20 protein-coding genes, 1 tRNA gene and 6 pseudogenes are annotated in these 26,738 nt (G+C 70.1%); 23 read left to right on the top strand and 4 right to left on the bottom strand.

The window, feature by feature from the left end:
- Positions 1–210: 210 nt before the first annotated feature.
- The 16 genes and pseudogenes from E2C04_RS15480 (at position 211) to E2C04_RS15410 (ending at position 17,031) form a co-directional block, all read left to right on the top strand.
- Positions 211–568 (top strand): annotated as a pseudogene (locus tag E2C04_RS15480) (NADH-quinone oxidoreductase subunit A).
- Positions 569–572: 4 nt separating this feature from the next.
- Complete coding sequence (locus E2C04_RS15475) at positions 573–1,127, top strand: NuoB/complex I 20 kDa subunit family protein (RefSeq protein ID WP_135833274.1); 555 nt, start codon at positions 573–575, stop codon at positions 1,125–1,127.
- 106 nt (positions 1,128–1,233) lie between these two features.
- A pseudogene (locus tag E2C04_RS15470) lies at positions 1,234–2,005 on the top strand (NADH-quinone oxidoreductase subunit C); the annotation flags it as partial.
- Positions 2,005–3,350: pseudogene (locus E2C04_RS15465) on the top strand (NADH-quinone oxidoreductase subunit D). The pseudogenes E2C04_RS15470 and E2C04_RS15465, both read left to right, overlap by 1 nt.
- 50 nt (positions 3,351–3,400) lie before the next feature.
- On the top strand, positions 3,401–4,126 hold the full coding sequence (gene nuoE / locus E2C04_RS15460) for an NADH-quinone oxidoreductase subunit NuoE (protein WP_135833272.1): 726 nt from the start codon (positions 3,401–3,403) through the stop codon (positions 4,124–4,126).
- The gene (gene nuoF, locus E2C04_RS15455; protein ID WP_135833271.1) at positions 4,123–5,433 is read left to right on the top strand and encodes an NADH-quinone oxidoreductase subunit NuoF; all 1,311 of its coding nucleotides are present in this window, start codon (positions 4,123–4,125) and stop codon (positions 5,431–5,433) included. The genes nuoE and nuoF overlap by 4 nt, the downstream gene beginning before the upstream one ends.
- The gene (locus tag E2C04_RS21650) at positions 5,430–5,960 is read left to right on the top strand and encodes a 2Fe-2S iron-sulfur cluster-binding protein (RefSeq protein WP_338088782.1); all 531 of its coding nucleotides are present in this window, start codon (positions 5,430–5,432) and stop codon (positions 5,958–5,960) included. Before nuoF ends, E2C04_RS21650 begins: the two co-directional genes overlap by 4 nt.
- Entirely contained in the window at positions 5,857–7,884 is a 2,028-nt protein-coding gene (locus tag E2C04_RS15450; RefSeq protein ID WP_338088781.1) for an NADH-quinone oxidoreductase subunit G, read from the top strand. The genes E2C04_RS21650 and E2C04_RS15450 overlap by 104 nt, the downstream gene beginning before the upstream one ends.
- Complete coding sequence (nuoH, locus tag E2C04_RS15445) at positions 7,884–9,209, top strand: NADH-quinone oxidoreductase subunit NuoH (RefSeq protein ID WP_135833270.1); 1,326 nt, start codon at positions 7,884–7,886, stop codon at positions 9,207–9,209. Before E2C04_RS15450 ends, nuoH begins: the two co-directional genes overlap by 1 nt.
- The gene (gene nuoI / locus E2C04_RS15440) at positions 9,209–9,787 is read left to right on the top strand and encodes an NADH-quinone oxidoreductase subunit NuoI (RefSeq protein WP_135833269.1); all 579 of its coding nucleotides are present in this window, start codon (positions 9,209–9,211) and stop codon (positions 9,785–9,787) included. Before nuoH ends, nuoI begins: the two co-directional genes overlap by 1 nt.
- Positions 9,784–10,569 (top strand): NADH-quinone oxidoreductase subunit J, encoded by a 786-nt coding sequence (locus E2C04_RS15435; protein ID WP_135833268.1) that lies wholly within the window; start codon positions 9,784–9,786, stop codon positions 10,567–10,569. The genes nuoI and E2C04_RS15435 overlap by 4 nt, the downstream gene beginning before the upstream one ends.
- Positions 10,566–10,865, top strand: coding sequence for an NADH-quinone oxidoreductase subunit NuoK (nuoK, locus tag E2C04_RS15430; RefSeq protein ID WP_135833267.1), 300 nt, complete (start codon positions 10,566–10,568; stop codon positions 10,863–10,865). Before E2C04_RS15435 ends, nuoK begins: the two co-directional genes overlap by 4 nt.
- Before the next feature lie 10 nt (positions 10,866–10,875).
- Entirely contained in the window at positions 10,876–12,864 is a 1,989-nt protein-coding gene (nuoL, locus tag E2C04_RS15425; RefSeq protein ID WP_135833266.1) for an NADH-quinone oxidoreductase subunit L, read from the top strand.
- Complete coding sequence (locus E2C04_RS15420) at positions 12,861–14,423, top strand: NADH-quinone oxidoreductase subunit M (protein ID WP_135833265.1); 1,563 nt, start codon at positions 12,861–12,863, stop codon at positions 14,421–14,423. Before nuoL ends, E2C04_RS15420 begins: the two co-directional genes overlap by 4 nt.
- Positions 14,420–16,027, top strand: a complete 1,608-nt coding sequence (gene nuoN, locus E2C04_RS15415; RefSeq protein WP_135833264.1) for an NADH-quinone oxidoreductase subunit NuoN — start codon at positions 14,420–14,422, stop codon at positions 16,025–16,027. Before E2C04_RS15420 ends, nuoN begins: the two co-directional genes overlap by 4 nt.
- Positions 16,028–16,032: 5 nt before the next feature.
- A complete protein-coding gene (locus E2C04_RS15410) occupies positions 16,033–17,031 on the top strand; it encodes a polyprenyl synthetase family protein (protein ID WP_135833830.1) in 999 nt (332 codons plus the stop codon).
- A gap of 7 nt (positions 17,032–17,038) precedes the next feature.
- Here the strand turns inward: E2C04_RS15410 and rarD are convergent, their stop codons facing one another.
- The 3 genes and pseudogenes from rarD to E2C04_RS15395 form a co-directional block, all read right to left on the bottom strand.
- Positions 17,039–17,947, bottom strand: coding sequence for an EamA family transporter RarD (gene rarD, locus E2C04_RS15405; protein WP_202977814.1), 909 nt, complete (start codon positions 17,945–17,947; stop codon positions 17,039–17,041).
- Between the two features lie 66 nt (positions 17,948–18,013).
- Positions 18,014–19,111: a 2-oxoacid:ferredoxin oxidoreductase subunit beta gene (locus tag E2C04_RS15400; RefSeq protein ID WP_135833263.1), complete on the bottom strand. Its 1,098-nt coding sequence runs from the start codon at positions 19,109–19,111 to the stop codon at positions 18,014–18,016.
- Positions 19,108–21,036: pseudogene (locus tag E2C04_RS15395) on the bottom strand (2-oxoacid:acceptor oxidoreductase subunit alpha). The gene E2C04_RS15400 and the pseudogene E2C04_RS15395 overlap by 4 nt, the downstream one beginning before the upstream one ends.
- A 341-nt stretch (positions 21,037–21,377) precedes the next feature.
- Between E2C04_RS15395 and E2C04_RS15390 the strand changes: the two are divergent.
- From E2C04_RS15390 to E2C04_RS15370, 6 genes and pseudogenes are all read left to right on the top strand, one after another.
- Entirely contained in the window at positions 21,378–22,406 is a 1,029-nt protein-coding gene (locus E2C04_RS15390; protein WP_135833262.1) for a sulfate ABC transporter substrate-binding protein, read from the top strand.
- Positions 22,403–23,273 (top strand): annotated as a pseudogene (gene cysT, locus E2C04_RS21645) (sulfate ABC transporter permease subunit CysT). Before E2C04_RS15390 ends, cysT begins: the two are co-directional and overlap by 4 nt.
- On the top strand, positions 23,266–24,075 hold the full coding sequence (locus E2C04_RS15380) for a sulfate ABC transporter permease (RefSeq protein WP_135833261.1): 810 nt from the start codon (positions 23,266–23,268) through the stop codon (positions 24,073–24,075). Before cysT ends, E2C04_RS15380 begins: the two are co-directional and overlap by 8 nt.
- Positions 24,072–24,622 (top strand): annotated as a pseudogene (locus E2C04_RS22425) (sulfate/molybdate ABC transporter ATP-binding protein). Before E2C04_RS15380 ends, E2C04_RS22425 begins: the two are co-directional and overlap by 4 nt.
- Positions 24,619–25,062 carry a TOBE-like domain-containing protein gene (locus E2C04_RS22420; protein WP_238694336.1) on the top strand — a complete coding sequence of 148 codons (444 nt, stop codon included), beginning with the start codon at positions 24,619–24,621 and terminating at the stop codon, positions 25,060–25,062. The pseudogene E2C04_RS22425 and the gene E2C04_RS22420 overlap by 4 nt, the downstream one beginning before the upstream one ends.
- Positions 25,063–25,362: 300 nt before the next feature.
- Positions 25,363–25,947, top strand: a complete 585-nt coding sequence (locus E2C04_RS15370) for a hypothetical protein (RefSeq protein ID WP_194098868.1) — start codon at positions 25,363–25,365, stop codon at positions 25,945–25,947.
- On the opposite strand, the gene E2C04_RS15365 is transcribed toward E2C04_RS15370, so the two are convergent.
- Entirely contained in the window at positions 25,938–26,429 is a 492-nt protein-coding gene (locus tag E2C04_RS15365; protein WP_135833260.1) for a YajQ family cyclic di-GMP-binding protein, read from the bottom strand. The genes E2C04_RS15370 and E2C04_RS15365 overlap by 10 nt on opposite strands.
- Before the next feature lie 110 nt (positions 26,430–26,539).
- Here E2C04_RS15365 and E2C04_RS15360 point away from each other — a divergent pair.
- Positions 26,540–26,621, top strand: a tRNA-Tyr gene (locus tag E2C04_RS15360).
- The last annotated feature ends 117 nt before the right edge of the window (positions 26,622–26,738 follow it).

Genomic DNA, 26,738 nt, shown 5'->3' with positions numbered 1-26,738 from the left:
GGGGCTGCGTGCATCCAGCCGAGATGTAATTCGCAACACATTCGTGCGTTAAATGCGCTGGTCAGAGCGTTCTCGAATGAATCGGAGGGCCGACGTGACGCAGATCATTCGCGGGCCTACACTGGCACCACTGCCGTTCGTGAAGGTTTTCACAAACTCTCAACCGAGTGGTGCCCCTCACGTCGGCCACGGCTACGGAAGGAAGCAGGGATGGAGCTCTACACGCCAGTTCTGGCGTTGATCATCCTCGCGACGGTCTTCGCTGTCGCCTCGATCGCGATGGCCGCGATCATCGGGCCCAAGCGATACAACAAGATCAAGCTCGACTCGTACGAGTGCGGCATCCAGCCCACCCCGCAGCCTGCGGGTGGTGGCCGGTTCCCGGTGAAGTACTACATCATCGCGATGCTCTTCATCATCTTCGACATCGAGATCATCTTCCTCTACCCGGGCCGTGTACTTCGACTCGATGGCCGTCTTCGGCCTGATCGAGATGGTGCTCTTCATCGCGACCGTCTTCGTCGCCTACACGTACGTGTGGCGCCGCGGCGGACTGGACTGGGACTAGGGATATGGGCGTAGAAGACAAGCTCCCCGCGGGCGTGCTCCTGACCACGGTCGAGGGGCTCGCGGGCTACATGCGCAAGGCGTCGTTCTGGCCGGCCACCTTCGGCCTGGCCTGCTGCGCCATCGAGATGATGACCTCCGGTGGCCCGAAGTACGACCTCGGTCGCTTCGGCATGGAGGTCTTCCGGGCCAGCCCCCGCCAGGCCGACCTGATGATCGTGGCCGGTCGGGTGAGCCAGAAGATGGCTCCGGTCCTGCGCCAGATCTACGACCAGATGCCCGAGCCCAAGTGGGTGCTCTCGATGGGCGTCTGTGCCTCGTCGGGCGGCATGTTCAACAACTACGCGATCGTCCAGGGCGTCGACCACGTCGTCCCGGTCGACATGTACCTGCCCGGCTGCCCGCCGCGGCCGGAGATGCTGATCGACGCGATCACCAAGCTCCACCAGCAGGTGCAGTCCACCAAGATGGGCGCCCACCGCGCCGACGAGATCACCGAGCGCGAGACCGCTGCGCTGAACGCGCTGCCGACCTCGGCCCAGCGAGGGATGCTGCGATGACCGACGACCCCGGCACCCCCAAGGCCGACACCCCGAAGCAGAGCACCCCCAGCGAGCCCGGCAAGGGCCGCACCGACAGCGAGGGCGCCACCCCCGAGGCGGGTGCCCAGCAGACCAGCCCGTCCCGCGAGGACGCGGTCGTCTCCACCCCCGGGGTGAAGGCCCCCGACGCCGGCTCGCAGGAGACGGTCTCCTCGGAGGTGGTCAGCGACGACACCGTCGTCGACCGTGCGGTCGGCGTACGCCAGGGCATGTTCGGCGTCGCCGGCACCGGCGACGTCTCCGGCTTCGGTGGGCTGGTCGCACCGGTCGTCTTCCCGGGCGCCTCGCAGCGGCCGTACGGCGGTTGGTTCGACGAGGCGGCCGACGCCCTCGCCGAGGGGCTCGCCGCCGGTGGCCTCGACACCGCCGTCTCGCACGTGGTCGTCGACCGCGGCGAGATCACCTTCCACGTCCGCCGTGAGGACCTGCTCGCCGTGGCCCGGGTGCTGCGCGACGACGAGAAGCTCCGCTTCGAGCTGCTCTCCTCGCTCTCCGGCGTGCACTACCCGGCCGACACCGGCCGCGAGCTGCACGTCGTGCTCCACCTGCTCTCGATGAGCTACAACCGCCGGATCCGCGTCGAGGTGACGGCTCCCGACTCCGACCCGCACGTGCCGAGCGTGGTGAGCCTCTACCCCACCGCCGACTGGCAGGAGCGGGAGGCGTGGGACATGTTCGGGATCATCTTCGACGGCCACCCCGCCCTCACCCGGATCCTCATGCCCGACGACTGGCCGGGCCACCCGCAGCGCAAGGACTACCCCTTGGGCGGCATCCCCGTCGAGTACAAGGGCGCGACCACGCCGCCCCCCGACCAGCGGAGGTCGTACAACTGATGGCCAGCAACTCCACCGAGGACTTCTACGCCTCCACCTCCGAGACCAGCCAGGGCCGCGTCTTCAACGTCAGCGGCCAGGACTGGGAGTCGATCACCTCCGAGATCGGCGACTCCGCCGCCGAGCGGGTCGTGGTCAACATGGGGCCGCAGCACCCCTCCACCCACGGCGTGCTGCGCCTGATCCTCGAGCTCGAGGGCGAGACGGTGACCGAGGCCCGCTGCGGCATCGGCTACCTGCACACGGGCATCGAGAAGAACATGGAGTACCGCACCTGGACCCAGGGCGTGACCTTCTGCACCCGCATGGACTACCTGTCCCCGTTCTTCAACGAGGCGACCTACTGCCTGGGCGTCGAGCGGCTGCTCGGCATCGAGGACCAGGTCCCCGAGAAGGCGCAGGTCATGCGCGTGCTCCTGATGGAGCTCAACCGCATCTCCTCCCACCTGGTCGCCATCGCGACCGGCGGTATGGAGATCGGCGCGCTGACCGTCATGACGATGGGCTTCCGTGAGCGCGAGCTGGTGCTCGACCTGTTCGAGACGATCACCGGCCTGCGGATGACCACGCCTTCATCCGTCCCGGTGGCGTCGCGCAGGACCTGCCCGCGGGCGGCCTCGACGACATCCGCGCCTTCGTCGCGCTGATGAAGAAGCGGCTGCCGGAGTACGCCGCCATGTGCAACGCCAACCCGATCTTCCGGGGACGCCTCGAGGGCGTGGGCCACCTCGACCTCGCCGGCTGCCTGGCGCTGGGCATCACCGGCCCGCCGCTGCGCTCGACCGGCTACGCGTGGGACCTGCGCAAGGCGCAGCCCTACTCGGGCTACGAGGACTACGACTTCGACGTCATCACCTGGGACACCGCCGACGCCTACGGCCGCTTCCGGGTGCGCCTGGACGAGATGTGGGAGTCGCTGCGCCTGGTCGAGCAGGCCGCCGACCGGCTGGCCCGCCTCGAGGGTGCGCCGGTGATGGTGGGCGACAAGAAGATCGCCTGGCCCAGCCAGCTCGCGATCGGCTCCGACGGCATGGGCAACAGCCTCGACCACATCCGCCACATCATGGGGGAGTCGATGGAGGCCCTGATCCACCACTTCAAGCTGGTGACCGAGGGCTTCCGGGTGCCGCCGGGACAGGCGTACGTCCCCGTCGAGAGCCCCCGCGGCGAGCTCGGCGCGCACGTCGTCTCCGACGGCGGTACGAAGCCCTTCCGCGCCCACTTCCGCGACCCGTCGTTCGTCAACCTGCAGGGCACGAGCGTGATGAGTGAGGGCGGCATGATCGCCGACGTCATCGTGGCGATCGCCTCGATCGACCCCGTGATGGGAGGTGTTGACCGATGACCTCGACAGAGCCGAGCGAGGGACGAGCGAGCGACCGAGGGGTCCAGGGAATGACGAGTGCACCGCTCGACGACACGACCTGGGCCGAGCTCCGCGAGATCGCGGCCCGCTACCCGCACAAGCGCTCCGGCCTGCTGCCGATGCTGCACCTGGTGCAGTCGGCCCAGGGCCGGATCACCCCGGAGGGCATCGAGGCCTGCGCGCAGGTCCTCGACATCACCCCCGCCGAGGTCAGCGGCGTCGCGACCTTCTACACGATGTACAAGCGCCGCCCGGTCGGCGACTTCCACGTCGGGGTCTGCGTCAACACGCTCTGCGCAGTGATGGGTGGCGACGCCATCTACGACACCCTCAGCGAGCACCTGGGCTGCGGCAACGACGAGACCGCGCCGCGACGCGAGGGCGACGCCGCCACCGTCTCGCTGGAGCGCATCGAGTGCAACGCGGCCTGCGACTACGCCCCCGTGGCGATGGTCAACTGGGAGTTCATGGACAACCAGACCCCGCAGTCGGCGGTCCAGCTGGTCGACGACCTGCGCGCCGGTGCCGAGGTCCACTCCACCCGTGGGCCGAAGCTGGTCACCTGGCGCGAGGCCGAGCGCGTGATCGCCGGCTTCAACGACGGACTGGCCAACGAGGGCCCCTCGGCCGGCCCCGCGTCGCTGCGCGGCCGGGCGATCGCCCGTGAGCGCGGCTGGACCGCTCCTGCCGCGCAGACCCCCGAGGTGACCGCGGCGGCCGACCAGGCAGCGTCCGACCAGGAGGAGGGCAAGTGACCGACACCCTGACCCCCGTCCTCACCGACAACTGGGACGCCGAGCGCTCCTGGACGATCGAGTCGTACGAGGCCCAGGGCGGCTACGAGGCGCTGAAGAAGGCCCTCACGATGTCGCCCGACGAGGTCATCACCGCCGTCAAGGACTCCGGCCTGCGTGGCCGCGGTGGCGCCGGCTTCCCGACCGGCATGAAGTGGGGCTTCATCCCGCAGGACAACCCGAAGCCGAAGTACCTCGTCGTCAACGCCGACGAGTCGGAGCCGGGCACCTGCAAGGACATCCCGCTGATGATGGCCAGCCCGCACACGCTGATCGAGGGCGTGATCATCTCCGCCCACGCGATCCGGGCCAACCACGCCTTCATCTACGTGCGCGGCGAGGTCCTCCACGTCATCCGCCGCCTCCAGCACGCGGTGGCCGAGGCCTACCTGGCCGGCCACCTCGGCAAGAACATCCACGGCTCGGGCCACGACCTCGAGCTCGTCGTCCACGCGGGAGCGGGGGCGTACATCTGCGGCGAGGAGACCGCGCTCCTCGACTCGCTGGAGGGGCGTCGCGGCCAGCCGCGGCTGCGGCCGCCGTTCCCCGCCGTCGCCGGCCTCTACGCGAGCCCCACGGTGATCAACAACGTCGAGTCGATCGCGTCGGTGCCGAGCATCATCGCCCACGGCCCCGAGTGGTTCTCCTCGATGGGCACCGAGCGCTCGAAGGGCTTCGGCATCTTCAGCCTCTCGGGCCACGTCACCCACCCCGGGCAGTACGAGGCCCCGCTCGGCATCACGCTGCGCGAGCTGATCGAGCTCGGTGGCGGCATGCGCGACGGCAACCGGCTGAAGTTCTGGACGCCGGGCGGCTCGTCGACCGGCATCCTGACCGAGGAGCACCTCGACGTCCCGCTCGACTTCGAGTCGGTCGCGGCGGCGGGCTCCATGCTCGGCACCCGCGCGCTGCAGGTCTTCGACGAGACCACCTGCGTGGTCCGCGCGACCCTGCGCTGGACCGAGTTCTACAAGCACGAGTCCTGCGGCAAGTGCACCCCGTGCCGTGAGGGCACGTGGTGGCTGGTCCAGGTGCTCCGGAAGCTGGAGCAGGGGCAGGGCAGCGAGTCCGACCTCGACCAGCTGCTCGACCAGTGCGACAACATCCTCGGCCGCTCGTTCTGCGCGCTGGCCGACGGTGCGGTGGGGCCGATCACCTCGTCCATCCAGTACTTCCGTGACGAGTACGTCGCCCACCTGACGCACGGTGGATGCCCGTTCGACCCCGCGGCATCGACCCTCTTCGCACCCGCAGGAGCGCGCGCATGACCAGCAACTCCAAGGCACCCGAGGTCACCGACGAGGTCACCCTGACCATCGACGGGATCACCACCACCGCCCCCAAGGGCACCCTCGTGATCCGCGCGGCCGAGCAGGTCGGCGTGCAGATCCCGCGGTTCTGCGACCACCCGCTGCTCAAGCCGGCCGGCGCCTGCCGCCAGTGCCTGGTCGAGGTGGCCCTGCCGGGCCCCGACGGCGAGCTGCGGCAGATGCAGGGCCCGCCCGGCCGGATGAAGCCCCAGCCGTCCTGCACCTTGGTGGTGTCGGAGGGCATGCAGGTCAACACCCAGCTCACCTCCGCCGGGGCCGACAAGGCCCAGCAGGGCGTGATGGAGCTGCTGCTGATCAACCACCCGCTCGACTGCCCGGTCTGCGACAAGGGGCGGCGAGTGCCCCCTGCAGAACCAGGCGATGAGCAACGGCGCGGGCGAGTCCCGCTTCGCCGCGCAGAACATGGTGAAGCGCACCTTCCCCAAGCCGATCAACATCTCGCCGCAGATCCTGCTCGACCGTGAGCGCTGCATCGTCTGCCAGCGCTGCACGCGCTTCGCCGATGAGATCGCCGGCGACCCGTTCATCGCGCTGATCGAGCGCGGCGCCTCGCAGCAGATCGGCATCGCGCCCGACGCGCCGTTCCTCTCCTACTTCGCCGGCAACACGATCCAGATCTGCCCGGTCGGCGCCCTGACGAGCGAGGAGTACCGCTTCCGCGCGCGCCCCTTCGACCTGGTCTCCACGGCCTCGGTCGCCGAGCACGACGCCTGCGGCTCCGCGATCCGCGTCGACCACCGTCGCGGCAAGGTGGTCCGCCGCCTGTCCGGCGACGACCCGGCGGTCAACGAGGAGTGGATCACCGACAAGGACCGCTTCGCCTTCTCCTACACGAAGGCGTCGACGCGCCTGACCCACCCGTGGGTGCGCGACCGCGTCGAGGACGGCGGCGACGGACAGCTCCGCCCGGCGTCGTGGCCCGAGGCCTTCGTGGTCGCGGCCCGTGGCCTGGCCGCGGCCGGCGCCGGTGCCGTGCTGACCGGCGGGCGCGTGACCGCCGAGGACGCCTACGCCTACAGCAAGTTCGCCCGCGTCGCGCTGCGCACCAACGACATCGACTTCCGGGCCCGCCCGCACTCGCCCGAGGAGGCCGACTTCCTGGCCGCCCACGTCGCGATGACCGCGCACTACGCCGGGGGCGTGACCTACTCCGACCTCGAGACCGCCGGCACCGTGGTGCTGGCCGGCCTCGAGCCCGAGGACGAGGCCGGCACGATCTTCCTGCGCCTGCGCAAGGCCGTCGCCGACCACGGTACGAAGGTGGTCGCCGTCGCCCCCTTCACCACCCGCGGCCTGCGTAAGCTCTCCGCCCAGGTGCAGGTGACCGCGCCCGGTGACGAGGCCGCCGCCCTGGCCGGGCTCGAGCTCGGCGCGGGTGACGTGGTGCTCGTCGGCGAGCGTCTCGGCCTGGTGCCCGGCGCCCTCGGCGCCGCCGCCGACCTGGCCTCGCGCACCGGCGCCCGCCTGGCGTGGGTGCCGCGCCGTGCCGGTGACCGCGGTGCGGTCGACGCCGGATGCCTGCCCACCCTGCTGCCCGGCGGCCGCCCGGTCGCCGACGCCGCCGCGCGCGTCGACGTGGCCACCGCATGGGGCGTCGAGTCGGTGCCCAGCGCCGTGGGCCGCGACGGCGACGCGATCGTCGCTGCAGCCCTGGCCGGCGAGGTCGGCGGACTCCTCGTCGGTGGCGTCGACCCCGACGACACCGCTGACCCGGCCGCCTTCCGCGCCGCCCTCGAGGCCGCCTCCTTCGTGGTGGCCCTCGAGCAGCGCGAGACCGACGTGACCCGGATGGCCGACGTGGTCCTCCCGGTCGCCCCGGTCACCGACAAGGCCGGCACGTTCGTCACCTGGGACGGGCGCGCCCGCCAGTTCGACGCGGTGCTCTCCAGCCCGTCCTCGCTGCCCGACCTGCGGATCCTGGCCGGCATCGCCGAGGAGATGGGGGCGCCCCTGGGCTGGCGCACGACCGAGGAGATCCGTCGCGAGCTGCTCGCGTTCGGTGCCTGGGACGGTGAGCGGGCCGCGTACGACGTCGGCGTGGCGCCGGCGGCCGGGCCCACCGCCGCCACCACCCGCGACGGCGCGCTGCAGCTGGTCACCTGGAAGCAGCTCGTCGACCTCGGCACGCTGCAGTCGTACGACGCCCACCACCTGGCCACCGCCCGCCCGGCGGTCGTGAAGCTCAGCCCCGCCGACTTCGAGGCGCTCGGCGTCGCCGAGGGAGCCTCGGTCACCGTGGTCGGTGACCGCGGCGAGGTGGTCCTGCCGGTCGCCGTCGCCGACCTGCCCGCCGGCACGGCGTGGATCCCGACGCGTTCCTTCGGGCGCGGCGTCTGGGCCGACCTGGCCTCGCCCGGCAGCTCCGTCGTCGTGAAGGGAGTCGAGTGATGAGCCCGCAGATCTTCGCCGCCGAAGGGGCGTCGCTGAGCGCGTTCGGCCAGGACCCGCTCTGGATGGTCGTCGTGAAGACCCTCCTGGTCTTCCTGGTCCTGGTGCTGCTGACGCTGTTCAACATCTGGTTCGAGCGCCGCGTGGTGGCCCGCATGCAGCACCGCATCGGCCCCAACGTCAACGGACCCTTCGGCCTGCTCCAGTCGCTGGCCGACGGCGCGAAGCTGATGTTCAAGGAGGACATCATCCCGAAGGCGGCCGACAAGGTCGTCTTCCTGCTCGCTCCGCTGATCATCGTGGTCCCGGCCTTCGTGACCTTCTCGGTGATCCCGTTCGGACCCGAGGTCAACCTCTTCGGCACCGTCACCCCGCTCCAGCTGACCGACATGCCGGTCGCCGTGCTCTTCGTGATGGCGGTCGCCTCGGTCGGCATCTACGGCATCGTGCTGGCAGGCTGGTCGTCCGGCTCCACCTACTCGCTGCTCGGCGGCCTGCGCTCCAGCGCCCAGATGATCTCGTACGAGGTGGCGATGGGCCTGGCGCTCGTCGCGGTCTTCCTCTACGCGGGCTCGATGTCGACGTCGGAGATCGTCGCCGCTCAGGACGACTTCTGGTTCGGGCTGGTGCTCTTCCCGTCGTTCGTCATCTACGTCATCGCCATGGTCGGCGAGACCAACCGTGCCCCCTTCGACCTCCCCGAGGCCGAGGGCGAGCTGGTCGGCGGCTTCCACACCGAGTACTCCGGCATGAAGTTCGCGATGTTCTTCCTCGCCGAGTACATCAACATGGCGACCGTCTCGGCCCTGGCCACCACGCTCTTCCTGGGCGGCTGGATGGCGCCGTGGGGCATCGAGCACGTCTGGGAGGGCGCCAACTCCGGCTACTGGCCGCTGCTCTGGTTCTTCTCGAAGATGTTCCTCTTCATCTTCCTGTTCATCTGGCTGCGCGGCACGCTCCCGCGGCTGCGCTACGACCAGTTCATGGCCTTCGGCTGGAAGGCGCTGATCCCGGCGTCGCTGGCCTGGATCGTCCTGGTCGCCACCGTCCGCGCCATCTCGCTCGAGGGCGGCTTCGACAACCGCAGCATCCTGATCGGTGCGGGCGTGCTGCTCCTCGTGCTGGCGGTGGTGCTCTTCTGGCCCACCAGGGCCGACGAGGAGGACGAGGCGCCCGCCGCCGCGCCCGAGACCGGCCCGAGCACCTTCCCGGTGCCGGCCATGCCCGCCGGGGGTGCCGTCCGCGGCGCCGCCGCCCCGCTCACCTTCCTGGGTGCGAGCCAGACCGTGCCCGGCGACGCCGCCGCTGCGGAGGAGGAGAACTGATGGCCGAGGAGAAGCCCGAGTCCCGCAAGGGCGTGGGCGAGCAGCTCAAGGAGCAGCTCTGGGACCCGATCGCCGGCTTCGGCGTCACCTTCCGGACGATGTTCAAGAAGGTCGTCACCGAGCAGTACCCCTTCGAGAAGGTGCCGACGGCGCCGCGCTTCCACGGCCGGCACCAGCTCAACCGCTGGCCCGACGGCCTGGAGAAGTGCGTGGGCTGCGAGCTCTGCGCCTGGGCGTGCCCCGCCGACGCGATCTACGTCGAGGGCGCCTCCAACACCGACGGTCCCGAGGGGGAGCGGTTCAGCCCCGGTGAGCGCTACGGCCGCGTCTACCAGATCAACTACGCGCGCTGCATCCTCTGCGGCCTCTGCATCGAGGCGTGCCCGACCCGCGCGTTGACGATGACCAACGAGTACGAGCTGGCCGACTCCTCGCGTGAGTCGCTGATCTACGAGAAGTCCGACCTGCTCGCCCCGCTGCTGCCCGGCATGGAGCAGCCGCCGCACGCGATGCTCCTGGGTGACGACGAGGGCGACTACTACCGCGGCAACTTCAAGAAGAAGGAGGCCGACCAGTGACCGCCTTCTGGATCCTGGCGCCGGTGATGGTGCTGGCGGCCCTGGGCATCCTGTTCGTGCGCAAGGCGGTGCACGCCGCGATGCTGCTGGCCGTGGTGATGGTCAGCCTCGCCGTGCTCTACCTGGCGCTGGAGGCCCCGTTCCTCTTCGTCGTGCAGATCATCGTCTACACCGGCGCGATCCTGATGCTCTTCCTCTTCGTGCTGATGCTGGTCGGCGTCGACGCCTCCGACTCGGTCGTGGAGACGATTCCCGGCCAGCGCGTCACCTCGATCGTGGCCGGGCTGCTGCTCGGCACGACCCTGGTGCTGGCGCTCGGACAGGTCACCCTCGGCACCGCGGTCGGCCTCGACGAGGTCAACTCCGGCGGCAACGTGCAGGCGCTCGCGCAGGTGCTCTTCAGCCGCTGGGTCTTCGCCTTCGAGGCGACCAGCGCCCTGCTGGTCACCGCGGCGCTGGGCGCGATGGTCCTCGCCCACCGCGAGCGGGAGGTCAAGGTCACCCAGGCCGACCTGGCCGCGCAGCGCATGCGTGACTACGCCGAGTCGGGCAAGCACCCCGGCCCGCTGCCCTCGCCCGGTGTGTACGCCCGGCACAACGCCGTCGACACCCCTGCGCTGCTGCCCGACGGCACGGCGTCCGAGGCGTCGATCTCGCGGGTGCTCGCCGCGCGCGGCACCGTGCGCTCGGCCCCGGCCGAGGCGGGCCGCATCGAGAAGTTCACCGGTGGCACCGGCCCCGCGGCGACCGCGGGCGTCGAGGTCGAGGAGGAGACCGAATGAGCCTGACTCCCTTCATCGTCCTGTCGGCGATCCTCTTCACCATCGGGGCCGTGGGGGTGCTGACCCGTCGCAACGCGATCGTGGTCTTCATGTGCGTCGAGCTGATGCTCAACGCCTGCAACCTCGCCCTGGTCACCTTCGCCAAGCAGCACGGCAACCTCGACGGCCAGGTGACCGCCTTCTTCGTGATGGTGGTGGCCGCGGCCGAGGTCGTCGTCGGGCTGGCCATCATCATGAGCATCTTCCGGACCCGTCGCTCGGCCTCGGTCGACGACGCGAGCCTGCTGAAGTACTGAGGGGTTGTCGATGAGTGCACTGTCACTGACCGCTGGGATCACCCAGGTGGGCAGCCTGCTGTCCGCCGCGGGGGAGGCCCACGTCCCGGTGGTCGCCCCGACCGCCGCCGACGGCGTCTTCTCGCTGCTCTGGCTGGTGATCGGCCTGCCCCTGCTGGGCGCGCTGGTCCTGCTGCTGGGCGGCCCGCTGACCAGGGGCGCGATCGACCGGTGGGGCCACTGGCTCGGCACCGCGACGGTCGCCGGCTCCTTCGTCCTGAGCCTGACCCTCTTCCTGGCCCTGCTGGGCCGGGACGAGGCCGAGCGACAGGTCGGACAGGAGCTGTGGACCTGGTTCTCGGCCGGGTCGGTCGAGGTCGGCATGGACCTGCTCTACGACCCGCTGTCGGCGCTCTTCCTGCTGCTGATCACCGGCGTCGGTGCGCTGATCCACGTCTACTCGATCGGCTACATGGAGCACGACGAGCGGCGCCGCCGCTTCTTCGGCTACCTCAACCTCTTCATCGCCGCGATGCTGATGCTGGTCCTGGCCGGCAACTTCGTGGGTCTCTTCTTCGGCTGGGAGGGCGTCGGCCTGGCGTCCTACCTGCTGATCGGCTTCTGGCAGCACAAGCCCTCGGCGGCTGCCGCGGCCAAGAAGGCCTTCGTGATGAACCGCGTCGGTGACGTCGGCCTGGCGTTGGCCATCGGCCTGATGTTCGCCACCTTCGGCTCCACCGACTTCGGTGTCGTCAGCGCCGCCACCGAGCGCGCCGGCGAGGGCACCCTCAACGCGCTGGGCCTGCTGCTCCTGCTCGGTGCCTGCGGCAAGTCGGCCCAGGTGCCGCTGCAGGCCTGGCTGCTCGACGCCATGGAGGGCCCGACCCCGGTCTCGGCCCTGATCCACGCGGCGACCATGGTCACCGCCGGCGTCTACCTGGTGGTCCGCTCCAACTTCATCTTCGAGCTGGCCCCGGCCGCCCAGACCGCGGTGGTGGTCGTGGCGACGGTGACGCTGCTGTGGGGTGCCGTGCTCGGTTGCGCGAAGGACGACATCAAGAAGGCGCTCGCCGGATCCACGATGAGCCAGATCGGCTACATGATGCTGGCCGCCGGCCTCGGCGTCGCGGGCTACGCCTTCGCGATCATGCACCTGCTCACCCACGGCTTCTTCAAGGCCAACATGTTCCTGGGCGCGGGCTCCGTCATGCACGGCATGGACGACGACGTGAACATGCGCAACTACGGCGCGCTCACCAAGGCGCTGCCGGTCACCTACCTCACCTTCCTGATGGGCTACCTGGCGATCATCGGCTTCCCGGGCTTCTCCGGCTTCTGGTCCAAGGACAAGGTGATCGAGACCGCCCTGGCCGAGAACCCGGTCGTCGGCATCCTGGCCCTGCTGGGCGCCGGCATCACGGGCTTCTACATGACCCGCCTGATGATCCTCACCTTCTGGAGCTCCAAGCGCTGGAACGCCGGCGTCCACCCGCACGAGTCGCCGAAGGTGATGACGGTCCCGCTGGTCGTCCTGGCGGCGCTCTCGGTGCTGGGCGGCGTGCTGCTGCTCGGCAACTGGATCGTCGACTGGCTCACCCCGGTCGTCGGCCACGTCGAGCACCACGAGCCCCCGCTCCCGCCGATCGTGATCACCCTGATCATCACCGCCACGGCGGCGCTCGGTGTCGCGGCCGCGGTCTTCCTCGTGCTCAAGCGCGACATCCCGAAGACCGCTCCCAGCGACGTCTCCTTCGCGACGCGGGCCGCCCGCGCCGACCTGTACGGCGACGGCATCAACGACGTACTCGTCATCGAGCCCGGTCGCCGCCTGGTCTCCGGCCTGACCACCATGGACCGCGTCGTCGTCGACGGCGTGGTCGAGGGAGGGGCGGCCTCGGTGAGCGGCCTGTCGCGGGTCTCGCGGCGCATCCAGAACGGCTACGTCCGTTCCTACGCCCTGTCCGTCGTCGGCGGTGTCCTCATCGTCGTCCTGGCCCTCCTGGCGGTGAACCTCGCATGAGCGACTTCCCCTGGCTGATCGCCCTCGTCCTCGTGCCGCTCGTCGGCGCGGTGGCCGTCTCGTTCCTGCCCTCGGGCAGCGGTGAGCCGCTGCCCAAGAAGGTCGGGCTCGGCGTCGCCCTGCTGACCCTGCTGCTCGGGCTGGGAGTCCTCGCCGGCTACACGCTCGGCGACGACTCCAGCTCCGCCGGCGGCGGCGCCCAGTTCGACGTCTCGTACGACTGGATCTCGCTCTTCGGTGCCCACCTCGCCCTCGGTGTCGACGGCCTCAGCCTGGTGATGGTCGTGCTGACCGTCGTCCTGGTGCCGCTGGTGATGCTGGCCAGCTGGCACGAGTCCGACGAGGGCAGCACCAAGTCGTTCTTCGGCTGGGTGCTGGCGCTCGAGGCGATGTCGCTGGCGGTCTTCACCGCGACCGACGTCTTCCTCTTCTACGTGGTCTTCGAGGCGACGCTGATCCCGGCGTACTTCCTCGTCGCGGGCTTCGGCCGCGAGGGCCGCAGCCGGGCCGCGACCAAGTTCCTGCTCTACCAGCTCGGCGGTGGTCTGGTGATGCTCGCCAGCGTCATCGGCCTGTACGTCGTCTCCTCCGACGCCGGCAACCCGTCGTACCTGATCAGTGACCTGGCCGCGATGCATATCGACGAGACCGCGCAGCGCTGGCTCTTCGTCGGCTTCTTCATCGCCTTCGCGGCGAAGGCGCCGCTCTTCCCGCTGCACACGTGGCTGGCCGACACCACCGAGAAGGCGACGCCGAGCACCTCGGTGCTGCTGGTCTGCGTGCTCGACAAGATCGGCACCTACGGCATGCTCCGCTTCTGCCTGGGCCTGCTGCCCGAGGCGTCGGAGTGGGCGACCCCGGTCGTCGTCGTGCTGGCGCTCATCTCGATCGTCTACGGCGCCTTCGTGGCGATCGGCCAGGACGACGTGCTGCGCCTCATCGGCCTGACCTCGCTGTCGCACTTCGGCCTGATCGTGCTGGGCATCTTCGTCTTCTCCGGCGCCGGCTCGTCGGGTGCGGTGCTCTACATGGTCAACCACGGCATCTCGACAGCCGCGCTCTTCCTGATCGCGGGCTTCGTCATCCGCCGCACCGGCACCGCCTCGATCAGCGCCATGGGTGGTCTGGAGAAGACCGTCCCGGTGCTGGCCGGCGTCTTCCTTGTGGCCGGCATGGCGGCGGCGGGACTGCCCGGCCTGTCGCCCTTCGTCTCCGAGGTGCTGGTGCTGATCGCGGCCTTCAACCACGCCTGGTGGGCGGGTGCGATCGCGGTGACCTCCATCGTGCTGGCCGCCATCTACATCCTGTGGACCTACCAGCGCACCTTCACCGGCCCGGCCCGCCCGGAGTTCGCAGCGGTCGTCGACATCGACCGGCGCGAGCTCGGCGCGGTGGTGCCGCTGCTGGTGGCCCTGGTCGTCTTCGGCTTCTTCCCGATGCCGGTGCTCGACGTGATCAACCCCGCGGTGGACGACATCCTCACCCAGGTCGGCGTGACCGAGGAGCCACCGACGGTGGAGGCCGAGGCCTCCGACGCGACTGAGGGAGCGGACCAGTGAACGAGTTCGTCAAGCCGTCCATCGAGTACTTCGAGCTCGCCCCGCTGCTGCTCGTCTTCGGTGCCGCCTGCATCGGCGTGCTGGTCGAGGCCTTCGCGCCCCGCCCGGCGCGGTACGCCGCCCAGGTCGTCCTGACCTTCCTCGCGCTGCTCGCCGCGCTGGTGACGGTCGTCCTCGTGGCGCTCGACTTCGCCGACGCCGGCCCGGCCCCGCACCCCGACGGCCGTGGCTTCGGCGTGGTCGCGGCGATGGGGTCGGTCGCCGTCGACGGACCGACGCTCTTCCTGTGGGGCGTCATCCTCGTGCTCGCCCTGCTGGGCACCGCGCTCTTCGCGGAGCGGCACCTCGACGGAGGCCTGAGCGCCTTCGCCGGTCAGGCCGCCGCGGCGCCGGGATCGGACGCCGAGCGGGCCGCCTCGCGCGAGCGCTGGGAGCACACCGAGGTCTACCCGCTGCTGCTCTTCGCGGTCACGGGCATGCTGCTCTTCCCGGCCGCCAACGACCTGCTGGTGCTCTTCGTGGCGCTGGAGATCCTGTCGCTGCCGCTCTACCTGCTGGCCGGCCTGGCGCGTCGCCGCCGCCTGCTCAGCCAGGAGGCCGCGCTCAAGTACTTCCTGCTCGGCGCCTTCGCCTCCGCCTTCTTCCTCTACGGCGCGGCCCTGCTCTACGGCTACGCCGGCTCGATGGAGTTCGGTGCCATCGGCGAGGCGATCGCCAACAAGACCGACGACCGGGCGCTGCTGCTGGTCGCGACCGGCCTGCTGGCGGTCGGCCTCTTCTTCAAGGTGGGCGCCGCCCCCTTCCACGCCTGGAGCCCGGACGTCTACCAGGGCGCCCCCACGCCGCTGACCGCCTTCATGGCGGCGGCCACCAAGGTGGCGGCCTTCGGCGCGATCCTGCGCCTCTTCTACGTGGCGCTGGGCAACGACCGTACGTCGTGGCTCCCCGTCTTCTGGGTCGTCGCGATCCTGTCGATGGTCGTCGGCACGGTGCTGGCGATCGGCCAGAGCGACGTGAAGCGCCTGCTGGCCTACTCGTCGGTGGCCCACGCCGGCTTCGTGCTCACCGGCGTCCTGGGCGTGCAGTCCGCCGGCCAGATGGCGCCGGGCGAGCTGAGCTCGGCCGAGGCCGTCCTCTTCTACCTGACGACGTACGGCCTCACCACGCTCGGCGCCTTCGCGGTGGTGAGCCTGGTGCGCGACGGCGGCGGCGAGACCACCCAGCTGTCGCGGTGGGCGGGGCTGGGCAAGGACTCCCCGGTGGTCGCGGGCGTCTTCGCCTTCTTCCTGCTGGCCATGGCGGGCATCCCGCTCACCTCGGGCTTCGCCGGCAAGTGGGCGGTCTTCTCGGTCGCCCTGGCGGCCGGCGCCTGGCCGGTCGTGCTGCTCGCCGTGCTGATGAGCGTGGTCGCCGCGTGGATCTACCTGAAGGTCATCGTGCTCATGTACTTCCGCGAGCCGGAGCCCGACTCGGCGTCGGTGGCGGACCCCTCGGTGCTGACCTCGGTGGCCATCGCCGTGACCGCTGCCGCGACGCTCGTGCTCGGCGTCGTGCCGGACCCGCTGCTCGACGTGTTGGCCAGTGCTGGAGAATTCATCAGGTGACCTCCATTGCTTCCGCCGGACTGGCCCTTCCCGTCGTCGACGAGGAGCTCGCCGCACGCCTGAAGACCCGCCTGGCGGCGATCGAGGAGGACCTCGCGTCGCACGTCTCCGGCAGCGCCGACTTCATCAACGAGGCCGCCGGCCACCTGATGGCGGCCGGTGGCAAGCGGTTCCGTCCGCTGCTGGTGCTGCTCGCGGCGGAGGCCGGCCCCGATCCCGACTCCGAGCAGGTGCGCCGTGCCGCCTCGGTGGTCGAGCTGACCCACCTCGCCTCGCTCTACCACGACGACGTCATGGACGAGGCCGACGTGCGCCGCGGCGCCGACTCGGCCAACGCCCGCTGGGACAACCACGTCGCGATCCTCACCGGCGACTACCTCTTCGCGAAGTCGTCCGAGCTCACCGCCGAGCTGGGTCCGGAGGCCGTGCTGATCCAGGCGCGCACCTTCGCCCGTCTGGTCGAGGGGCAGATCCTCGAGACGGTGAAGCCGCGCGAGGGTGAGGACCCGCTGGCCCACTACCTCGAGGTCGTCGCCGGCAAGACCGGCTCGCTGATCGCCGCCTCGGCGCTCTACGGTGGCATGTTCTCCGGCGCCTCCGCAGAGGTCTGCGAGGCGCTGCGCCAGTACGGCGAGATCGTCGGCTCGGCCTTCCAGCTCTCCGACGACATCCTCGACATCGCCTCCGAGAGCGAGGAGTCGGGCAAGACGCCGGGCACCGACCTGCGCGAGGGCGTACCGACGCTGCCCGTGCTGATGGCGCGCGCCGCCAACCGTCCCGAGGACGCCCGTCTGCTCGAGCTGCTCGACGCCGACCTCAGCGACGACGCCCTGCACGCCGAAGCCCTCGACCTGCTGCGCAAGCACCCGGCGATGGACTCCGCCCGCGACTACGTACGCGGCCAGGCCGACGACGCGAAGGCTCTCCTCGCGGTGCTGCCCGAGGGTGGTGTCCGCCAGGCCCTGGAGGCGTTCGCCGACGTGGTCGCCGTCCGCTCCTCCTGAGCCTGCCTCAGAGCGCGGACGCGTCAGCGGCCAACGCCAGCTGCCTGCGCCGGTGGCTGATCGACTCGGTCGTGAAGACGACCAGGGCCACCCAGACGAGCAGGAAGCCGGCCCAGCGCGCGGCCGGCATCTCCTCGCGGAAGACCAGCACGCCGATCGAGAACTGCAGGATCGGCGCGAGGTACTGCAGCAGCCCCAGGCTGACCAGGCTCATCCGCGTCGCCGCCGCCCCGAAGAGCACCAGCGGCACCGCGGTCAGCACGCCCGCGACCACCAGCAGGGCCGCCTGGCCGGCGCCCTCGTGGCCGAAGGTCGCCTCGCCCGTCGAGGCCAGCCACACCGCGTACGCGATGGCGAACGGCGCCACCAGCGTCGTCTCGACGGTGAGTGACTCGGAGGCGCCGGTGTCGGCCTTCTTCTTCGCCAGGCCGTAGGTCGCGAAGGAGACCGCGAGCACCAGGGCGATCCACGGCGGGCGCCCGTAGTCGAGGGTGAGCACCACGACCGCGAGCAGCGCGACCGCGACCGCACCCCACTGCAACGGCCGCAACCGCTCGCCCAGCACCACGACGCCGAGGGTGACGGTGACCAGCGGGTTGATGAAGTAGCCCAGCGAGGTCTCCACGACGTGGCCGTTGTTGACGCCCCAGATGTAGGTGCCCCAGTTGATGGAGATGACGGCGGCGGCGCCGGCCAGGATGGCCAGCCGGCGGCGGTCGGCGAAGGCCGCCCGTACGCCGCCGACGCGGCGCAGCACGACGACCACGACCGCCATGCTCAGCGCCGACCAGATCATCCGGTGGGCGAGGATCTCGACCGCGCCGGCGGGCTTCAGCAGGGGCCAGTACAGGGGGAAGAGCCCCCAGATCAGGTAGGCCGCGAAACCGGCCACCACGCCACGACGGGAGTCACTCACCTCCGCACCATACGTGGCCCCGGGTGCCTGCCTCGCATCGTTTTCGTGTCGACCGCGGCGGCAGGCTCAGACGACCGTCCAGGTGTCGCCGCCGCCGATCAGCGCCGCCAGTCGTGCGGAGGGGTCGGGCTCGCCCACCGCACCCTGGGCGGTGACCACCTGGGCACGGGCCTGGTCGTCGTACGTCGCCCGCTCGACCTGCCGGAAGATCCCGATGGGGGACTGGTGCAGGTAGCCCGCGTCGGTCAGCCGGCTGATCGCGAAGGCGGTCGACGGGTCCTCGCGGTGCGCGTCGTGGACCAGCACGGCGTCGGGGTCGACGTCGGTGGTGGCGACCACAGCGACCCCACCCGCGTCGCGGACCACGGCCCTCGAGCCGCGGCCGTCCTCCAGCGGGGCGCCGAAGGTGATCGGCTGGCCGTGGACCAGCGGGATGATCGAGTCGGTGCGGGTGTCGGGGTTCTTCAGGTCGTCGAAGGCGCCGTCGTTGAAGATCGGGCAGTTCTGGTAGATCTCCACCAGTGCGGTGCCCCGGTGCGCCGCGGCCGCCTCGAGCACACCGGTGAGGTGCTTGCGGTCGGAGTCGATGGTGCGAGCCACGAAGGTGGCCTCCGCGCCCAGCGCCAGGGAGACCGGGTTGAACGGGTGGTCGACCGAGCCCATCGGGGTCGACTTGGTGACCTTGCCGGCCTCGGAGGTGGGGGAGTACTGCCCCTTCGTGAGCCCGTAGATCCGGTTGTTGAAGAGCAGGATCGTCATGTTGACGTTGCGCCGCATGGCGTGGATGAGGTGGTTGCCGCCGATCGACAGCGCGTCGCCGTCGCCGGTCACCACCCAGACCGACAGGTCCTCCCGGGCGGTGGCGATGCCCGTCGCGATCGCCGGGGCGCGCCCGTGGATCGAGTGCATGCCGTAGGTGTCGAGGTAGTAGGGGAAGCGCGAGGAGCAGCCGATGCCGGAGACGAAGACGATGTTCTCGCGGCGCAGGCCCAGCCCCGGCAGGAACGACTGCACCGCCTTGAGCACGGCGTAGTCGCCGCAGCCCGGGCACCAGCGCACCTCCTGGTCGGAGGTGTAGTCCTTGCCGGTCAGCTGCACGTCGGCGGTCGGCACGGAGCCGAGGCCCGACGGGCCGACGGTGGGGAGGCCGAGGTCGGTGGTCATGCGTTGCTCCCTTCGGTGGCGTCGAGGTCGAGCCGGGCGCCCTCGACCTCCGTGACCAGGTCGGCGATCGCCCGGGCGAGGTCGGCCGCCTTGATCGGCAACCCGTTGACCTGGTTGAAGCCGACGGCGTCGACCAGGAACTCGGCGCGCAGCAGCATCCGCAGCTGGCCGAGGTTCATCTCCGGCACCAGCACCTTGTCGTAGCGCCGCAGCACCTCCCCGAGCTCCTTCGGGAAGGGGTTCACGTGGCGCAGGTGCGCCTGCGCGACCCGACCGCCGGCCTTGCGCACGCGGCGTACGGACGCCCCGATCGGGCCGTAGGTCGAGCCCCATCCGATCACCAGGACCTTCGCCCCCTGCCCCTGGTCGGCGCCGGGGTCGTCGACCTCGAGCGGCGGCAGCTGGTCGGCGATCGCCGCGACCTTGGCCGCCCGGGTGCGCACCATGAAGTCGTGGTTGGCGGGGTCGTAGGAGATGTTGCCGTGCCCGTCGCCCTTCTCCAGGCCGCCGATGCGGTGCTCGAGGCCGGGCGTGCCGGGCACCGCCCACGGGCGGGCCAGCGTCTCGGCGTCGCGCAGGTAGGGCCAGAAGTCGTGCTTCTCGGCGCCGTCCTTGCCGGTGCTGGTGTGGTTGGTGGTCGTCGCGAGCTGCGGGTCGATGGCGGGCAGCTCGGAGATCTCCGGGATCCGCCACGGCTCCGAGCCGTTGGCCAGGTAGCCGTCGGAGAGCAGCATCACGTGCGTGCGTAGGTGATCGCGATCCGCACCGCCTCGAGCGCCGCGTCGAAGCAGTCGCCCGGCGACGAGGGCGCGACCACCGGCACGGGCGCCTCGCCGTTGCGGCCGAACATCGCCTGCAGCAGGTCGGACTGCTCGGTCTTGGTCGGCAGCCCGGTCGACGGTCCGCCGCGCTGCACGTTGACCACGACCAGCGGCAGCTCGGTCATCACGGCCAGCCCGATCGCCTCGCCCTTGAGCGCGATGCCCGGGCCCGACGTGGTGGTGATGCCGAGGTGGCCGGCGAAGGAGGCGCCGATCGCGGCGGTGACGCCGGCGATCTCGTCCTCCGCCTGGAAGGTGGTGATGCCGAACGACTTGTGCTTGCTGAGCTCGTGGAGGATGTCGCTGGCCGGGGTGATCGGGTAGGTGCCGAGGAAGGCGGGCAGCCCGGACTGCACCGCTCCGGCGACCAGCCCGTACGCCAGTGCCAGGTTGCCGGTGATGTTGCGGTAGGTGCCGGGCGACATCGGCGCCGGCTTGATCTCGTACGACACGGCGAAGGCCTCGGTCGTCTCGCCGAAGTTCCAGCCGGTGCGGAAGGCGGTGATGTTGGCGTCGCGGATCGCGGGGACGCCGGCGAACCGGCGCGACAGGAACTCGACCGTGGTCTCGGTGGGGCGGCCGTACATCCACGACAGCAGCCCGAGGGCGAACATGTTCTTCGCGCGGGCGGCGTCCTTGCGGGACAGCCCGAACTCCTTCACCGCCTCGACCGTCATGCCGGTCAGGTCGACCGGGTGCACCTGGAACTCGGCGAGCGAGTCGTCCTCGAGCGGGGAGGTGGTGTAGCCGGCCTTCTGCAGGTTGCGGTTCGTGAAGTCGTAGGTGTCGACGATGATCGTGGCGCCGTGCGGCAGGTCGCCGAGGTTGGCGCGCAGGGCCGCCGGGTTCATCGCCACCAGCACGTCGGGGCGGTCGCCCGGCGTGAGGATGTCGTGGTCGGCGAAGTGCACCTGGAACGAGGAGACGGGGCAGCGTGCCCTGGGGGGCGCGGATCTCGGCGGGGAAGTTCGGGAAGGTCGCCAGGTCGTTGCCGAACGCGGCTGACTCCTGGGTGAACCGGTCTCCGGTGAGCTGCATGCCGTCGCCGGAGTCGCCGGCAAATCGGATGATCACGCGGTCGAGCTGCTTGACCTGCTTCGTCACGTCGTGGGCGTCCTTCGCTCAGGGCCGCCCCTGGCCTCCCGAGTGCCTCCCGGGGGTGCCTGGGCACGTCCGTCTCACCTGGAACTGCTCTCCACAGTAGCCCTGCGCCCATGCGGTGGCAGGTCGATCGTGCGCGGGCCGGACCGGTGTCGTCTGCGGCCGTGGGCCGGAGGGGACCGGCTGGTCCAGACCCGCAGGCCCCAATCTCGGGTAAGTCGCCTACGACACACCACTAATGCGTCTCAAAAACCAACTAAGGCTCCAAAGTCACCTAGTCTTAGCGACTAAGAAGTCGAAGCGCCTCCCGCCCCCGGGCGGCCCGGCTACAGAGGAGTCAGAAAATGAAGAGCACCATCAAGCGCCGGATCACCGCCGGCGTGGCCGTGACGGTCGCGGGCCTCCTGGGCCTGACCGCCTGCGGCGGCGACGCAGGGGCCAACGACGAGTTCCGCATCGTCGGCTTCGCTGTGCCCGAGGCCGCCAACAAGAACATCGAGAAGGAGTTCGTCAAGACCGACGCCGGCGACGGCTTCAAGGTCAAGGGCTCCTACGGTGCCTCCGGCGACCAGAGCCGCGCGGTGGAGAAGGGCCTCAAGGCCGACTACGTCCACTTCTCCGTCGTCTCCGACGTGACCCGCCTGGTCGACGCCGGCCTCGTCGCCGAGGACTGGGACCAGGGCGACAACAAGGGCGTCGTGTCGCGCTCGGTCGTCGTCCTCGGGGTGCGCGACGGCAACCCCAAGAACATCAAGACCTGGGACGACCTGGTCAAGCCCGGCGTCGAGATCGTCACGCCCAACCCGGCCTCGTCGGGCGCCGCGCGCTGGAACGCGCTGGCTGCCTACGGCCAGGCGATCAAGGGCGGTGCCTCGGAGAAGGAGGCCGGCGCGTACGTCGACAAGTTCTTCAAGAACGTCGTCGCGCTGCCCGGCTCCGGTCGTGACGCCACGCAGGCCTTCCTCGGTGGCACCGGGGACGTGCTGATGGCCTACGAGAACGAGGCCATCCTGGCCGCCCAGAACGGCGAGGGCTTCGAGTACATCATCCCGGAGACCACCCTGCTGATCGAGAACCCGGGCGCCATCCTGAAGGACGCCAACCCGGTGGCCGAGGACTGGCTGGAGTTCGTGCTGAGCGACGAGGGCCAGAAGCAGTTCGCCCTCACCGGCTTCCGCCCGATCCGCGACGACGTCGACTTCGGTGGCACCGTCGAGGGTGCGGCCGACCCGAGCAACCCGTTCCCGGTCGTGCCGAACCTGCTCACCGTGGCCGACGACTTCGGCGACTGGGACGCGCTCTCCACCACGTTCTTCGACCCGGAGAACGGCCTGGTGACGAAGTCCATCGCCAAGGCCGGGCTGGGTGAATGACCACCACCCCGCTCCTTGACCGACCGGCGCCGGGCCCTCGGGCCCGGCGCCGGTCGGCGCGCCCGCCGCGGGCACGTACCGCCACCAACCTGACGTTGACCTCGGGCCTCGGCCTGGGCATCGCCATGACGTGGTTCAGCCTGCTCGTCCTGATCCCGCTCTGCGCCGTGGTCATCACGGCGTCGGAGGGAGGCTGGGCCAACTTCTGGACCACCGTCACCAACGAGCAGACCGCCGCCGCCATCAGGCTGACCGTGACCCAGGCCGCCCTGGTGACGTTGGTCAACATCTTCATGGGCACCCTCATCGCCTGGGTGCTCGTGCGGGACCGGTTCCCGGGCAAGGCCCTGCTGGAGATCCTGATCGACATCCCCTTCGCCCTGCCCACGATCGTGGCGGGCCTGGTGCTGCTCTCGCTCTACGGCCGAGGCAGCCCGCTGGGCGTCGACATCGCCAACACGAAGGTCAGCGTCTTCCTGGCGTTCCTCTTCGTGACCCTGCCCTTCATCGTGCGGACGGTGCAGCCCGTGCTGGCCGAGCTCGACCGAGACGTCGAGGAGGCCGCGTCATCCCTGGGCGAGCAAGTTCACGACGTTCTGTCGGATCATCCTGCCCGCGCTCGTCCCGGCCATCGCGGCCGGCGCCGCGCTCTCCTTCGCGCGCGGTGTGAGTGAGTACGGCTCGCTGGTGCTGCTCTCGGGCAACCTGCCCTTCAGGACCGAGGTCACCTCCGTCCGCATCCTCAGCAGCATCGAGAACGACAACGTCGAGGCGGCGGCTGCCACCGCCACGGTGCTGCTGGTGGTCTCGCTGGCCGTCATCGTGCTGCTCGACGTCATCCAGAGGCGGGTGAGCCGTCGTGGCTAAGTGGATCCGTATCGCGATCGTCGTCGCCTACCTCTTCCTGCTCGTGGCCTGGCCGGTCTCGCTGGTCGTGGTCAACACCTTCGACGGAGGGCCGCAGGCCTTCCTGGAGATGCTGCAGGACACCGACATCCAGGCCGCGCTGCGGCTGACTGCGACCGCCGCCTTCTTCGCGGTCGTCATCAACCTCTTCTTCGGGGTCGGGATGTCGCTGCTGCTCGTGCGGTACGACTTCTGGGGCAAGCGCGCCCTCAGCGCGCTCATCGACCTGCCGCTGTCGGTCTCGCCCATCGTGGTGGGCCTGGCCCTGGTGCTGGTCTACAACGGACGGGACGGCTGGTTCGGGCCGTTCCTGGAGTCGATCGGCCTGCAGGTCATCTTCTCCACCCCCGGCATCGTCATGGCCACGGCCTTCGTGGCCCTGCCGCTGGTGATCCGCGAGGTGGTGCCGGTGCTCGAGGAGATCGGGACCGACCAGGAGGTGGCGGCGCGCAGCCTCGGCGCCAACGCCGTCCAGACGTTCTTCCGGATCACCCTGCCCGGCATCAAGTGGGCGATCGTCTACGGCGTCGTCCTCTCGCTGGCCCGCTCGCTGGGCGAGTTCGGTGCCGTGAAGGTCGTGTCGGGCAACGTGCTCGGCGAGACCCGCACCGCGACGCTGGTGGTGGAGGAGAAGTACCTGAACTTCGCGGCCCAGGAGGCGTACGCAGTGGCCTTCCTGCTCGCGATGGTCTCGGTCGTCTGCATCGTCGTCGTCGCCCTGATCCGCCCCAGTCACTCTGACGAGAAGGAAGCACACGCATGAGCATCGAGGTCAAGGGAGTGACCAAGCGCTTCGGGGACTTCGTCGCCCTCGAGGACGTCAACGTCTCCATCCCCACCGGTCAGCTGACCGCCCTGCTGGGTCCCAGCGGTGGCGGCAAGTCCACCCTGCTGCGCGTCATCGCGGGCCTGGAGTCCGCCGACTCCGGCACCATCGAGATCGAGGGCGTCGACGCGACCCGGCTGGCGCCGCAGAAGCGCAACGTCGGCTTCGTCTTCCAGCACTACGCAGCGTTCAAGCACTGACCGTGGCGAAGAACGTCGCCTTCGGCCTGGAGATCCGCAAGAAGCCCAAGGAGGAGATCCGCGACCGGGTGCACGAGCTGCTCAAGCTCGTCCATCTCGACCAGTTCGCCCACCGGCTCCCCTCGCAGCTCTCCGGCGGTCAGCGCCAGCGCATGGCGCTGGCGCGGGCCCTGGCCGTCGAGCCCAGCGTGCTGCTGCTCGACGAGCCGTTCGGCGCGCTCGACGCGAAGGTCCGCAAGGAGCTGCGCGACTGCTGCGGCGCCTCCACGACGAGGTCCACGTGACCACCGTCTTCGTGACCCACGACCAGGAGGAGGCCCTCGAGGTCTCCGACGAGATCGTGGTCATCAACAACGGACGCGTCGAGCAGGTCGGCACCCCCGACCAGCTCTACGACGAGCCCGCCAACGACTTCGTCATGAGCTTCCTCGGCGAGGTCACCACCCTGGGTGGCCAGGCGATCCGTCCGCACGACATCGAGGTGTCGACGAGCCCGCTGCTCGACCGCGCCGTCGAGGGCACCGTCGCCCGCATCCTGCGGATCGGCTTCGAGGTGCGCCTCACCGTGCACACCCTCGACGGCGAGGAGGTGCACGTGCAGCTCACCCGCACCCTGGCCAACGGCCTCGGCGTACGCGAGGGCGGCACCGTGTGGCTCACCCCGCTCGCCGGGGCGACCATCATGCCGACGACTGCGTCGGTGGGTGGGCACGCGCGTACCTGACGCGCCGCAGTCACGACAGCGGAAGGTTCGAGTCACCTGGTGGCTCGAACCTTCCGCTGACTTCGTTGTCCACAGGGAGGTCTGCGGGCTGTCGGGGGATGCGTGACGATCGGCGGGTGCAGTGGGAGTGGAGCGCGCGCCAGCAGGACGGCCTCGTCACGCGTCGACAGCTGCTGGCGTGCGGCCTGCAGGTCCACGACGTACGACGTCTGGTCAGGCGCCGCGTCCTGACGGGTGACCGGGCTGGGGGAGCGGACGAGCTGGTGCGCGTCCCCATTCCGGATGCGGACGGAGGAAGCCGTGCTCGACAGCGCGGCCATCGCCCAGGGCGAGTTCGCGGTGATCGCGGTCCTCGCCGACGCCGTGCAAGCCCGAGTCGTGTCGGCCGAGAGCCTGGCCGCGGCCTTGGGCAGCCGTACGAAGCTCGCGCACAGACCCTTGGTCACGGCCGTGCTCGCTGACCTGTCGGACGGGACCGACTCGGTCCTGGAGCACGGCTACCTGACGCGGGTCGAGCGTCCCCACGGCCTGCCGGGGGCCGTCGTCAGGCGACGATCCCCGGGATGCGGGCGCACCACGACGTCCTCTACGAGCAGGCCAAGGTGGTGGTGGAGCTCGACCCGCGACTTCCACTCGCTCGCCCACGATCGCTACGCCGACCTTGCGCGGGACGCGGCGGCTGCTGCGGCCGGCCACCTCACGGTGAGGTGGGGATGGGGGCAGGTCTTCCACACGCCCTGCGAGACCGCCGCGCGGATGGCTGACCTGCTCCGCCAGCGCGGGTGGGTCGCGCGCGACGTTGCCCGCGGTGCCGAACATGACGGAAGGTTCGAGTCACCAGGTGACTCGAACCTTCCGGTAAGTGAGGAAAAGCGTCAGCGGTAGTTGACGAACTGCACCGCGAAGTCGAGGTCCTGGCTCTTCACCAGGGAGATGACCTCCTGGAGGTCGTCGCGCTTCTTGGAGGAGACGCGCAGCTCCTCGCCCTGGATCTGCGCCTTGACGCCCTTGGGGCCCTCGTCGCGGATCAGCTTGGAGATCTTCTTCGCGTCCTCCGAGGAGATGCCCTCCTTGAGGTTGATCGTGATCTTCGAGACCTGGCCGGACTGGCGCGGCTCGGAGGCGTCGAGGACCTTCAGCGACACGTCACGCTTGACCAGCTTGGTCTTGAAGACGTCGAGCACGGCGTTGGCGCGGTCGTCGGCCGAGGCGGAGATCTCGATGACCTTCTCGCCCTGCCACTCGATGGTGGCGCCGGTGCCCTTGAAGTCGAAGCGGGTGGAGACCTCGCGAGCGGTCTGGCCCAGCGCGTTGTCGACCTCCTGGCGGTCCAGCTTGCTCACGATGTCGAACGACGAGTCGGCCATGTGTTCCCTCCTGAAGGGGTTCGTACGGGGCGATTTTTCATCTCGCGCGGTGCGTGGGCTATTCTCTCCCGTAGTTGCGCGGGCCCAAACGGGATCCGGGCGGCACCCACGGCAGGTTGCCCGAGCGGCCAATGGGAGCGGACTGTAAATCCGTCGGCGTAGCCTTCGAAGGTTCGAATCCTTCACCTGCCACCCTTGTGGGTACTCAGGCCCTCGCCTCAGGCGGGGGCCTGAGGCGTTATTGGCCCCTCTTGACCGGCTTTGCTCAAGATTCTGTTCAAGCCGCGCGGGGTTCGACCCCTCGAACAC

This window comes from Nocardioides daphniae, assembly GCF_004777465.1.
GTDB lineage: Bacteria > Actinomycetota > Actinomycetes > Propionibacteriales > Nocardioidaceae > Nocardioides > Nocardioides daphniae.
This window is presented reverse-complemented; position numbering and strand designations above follow the sequence as displayed.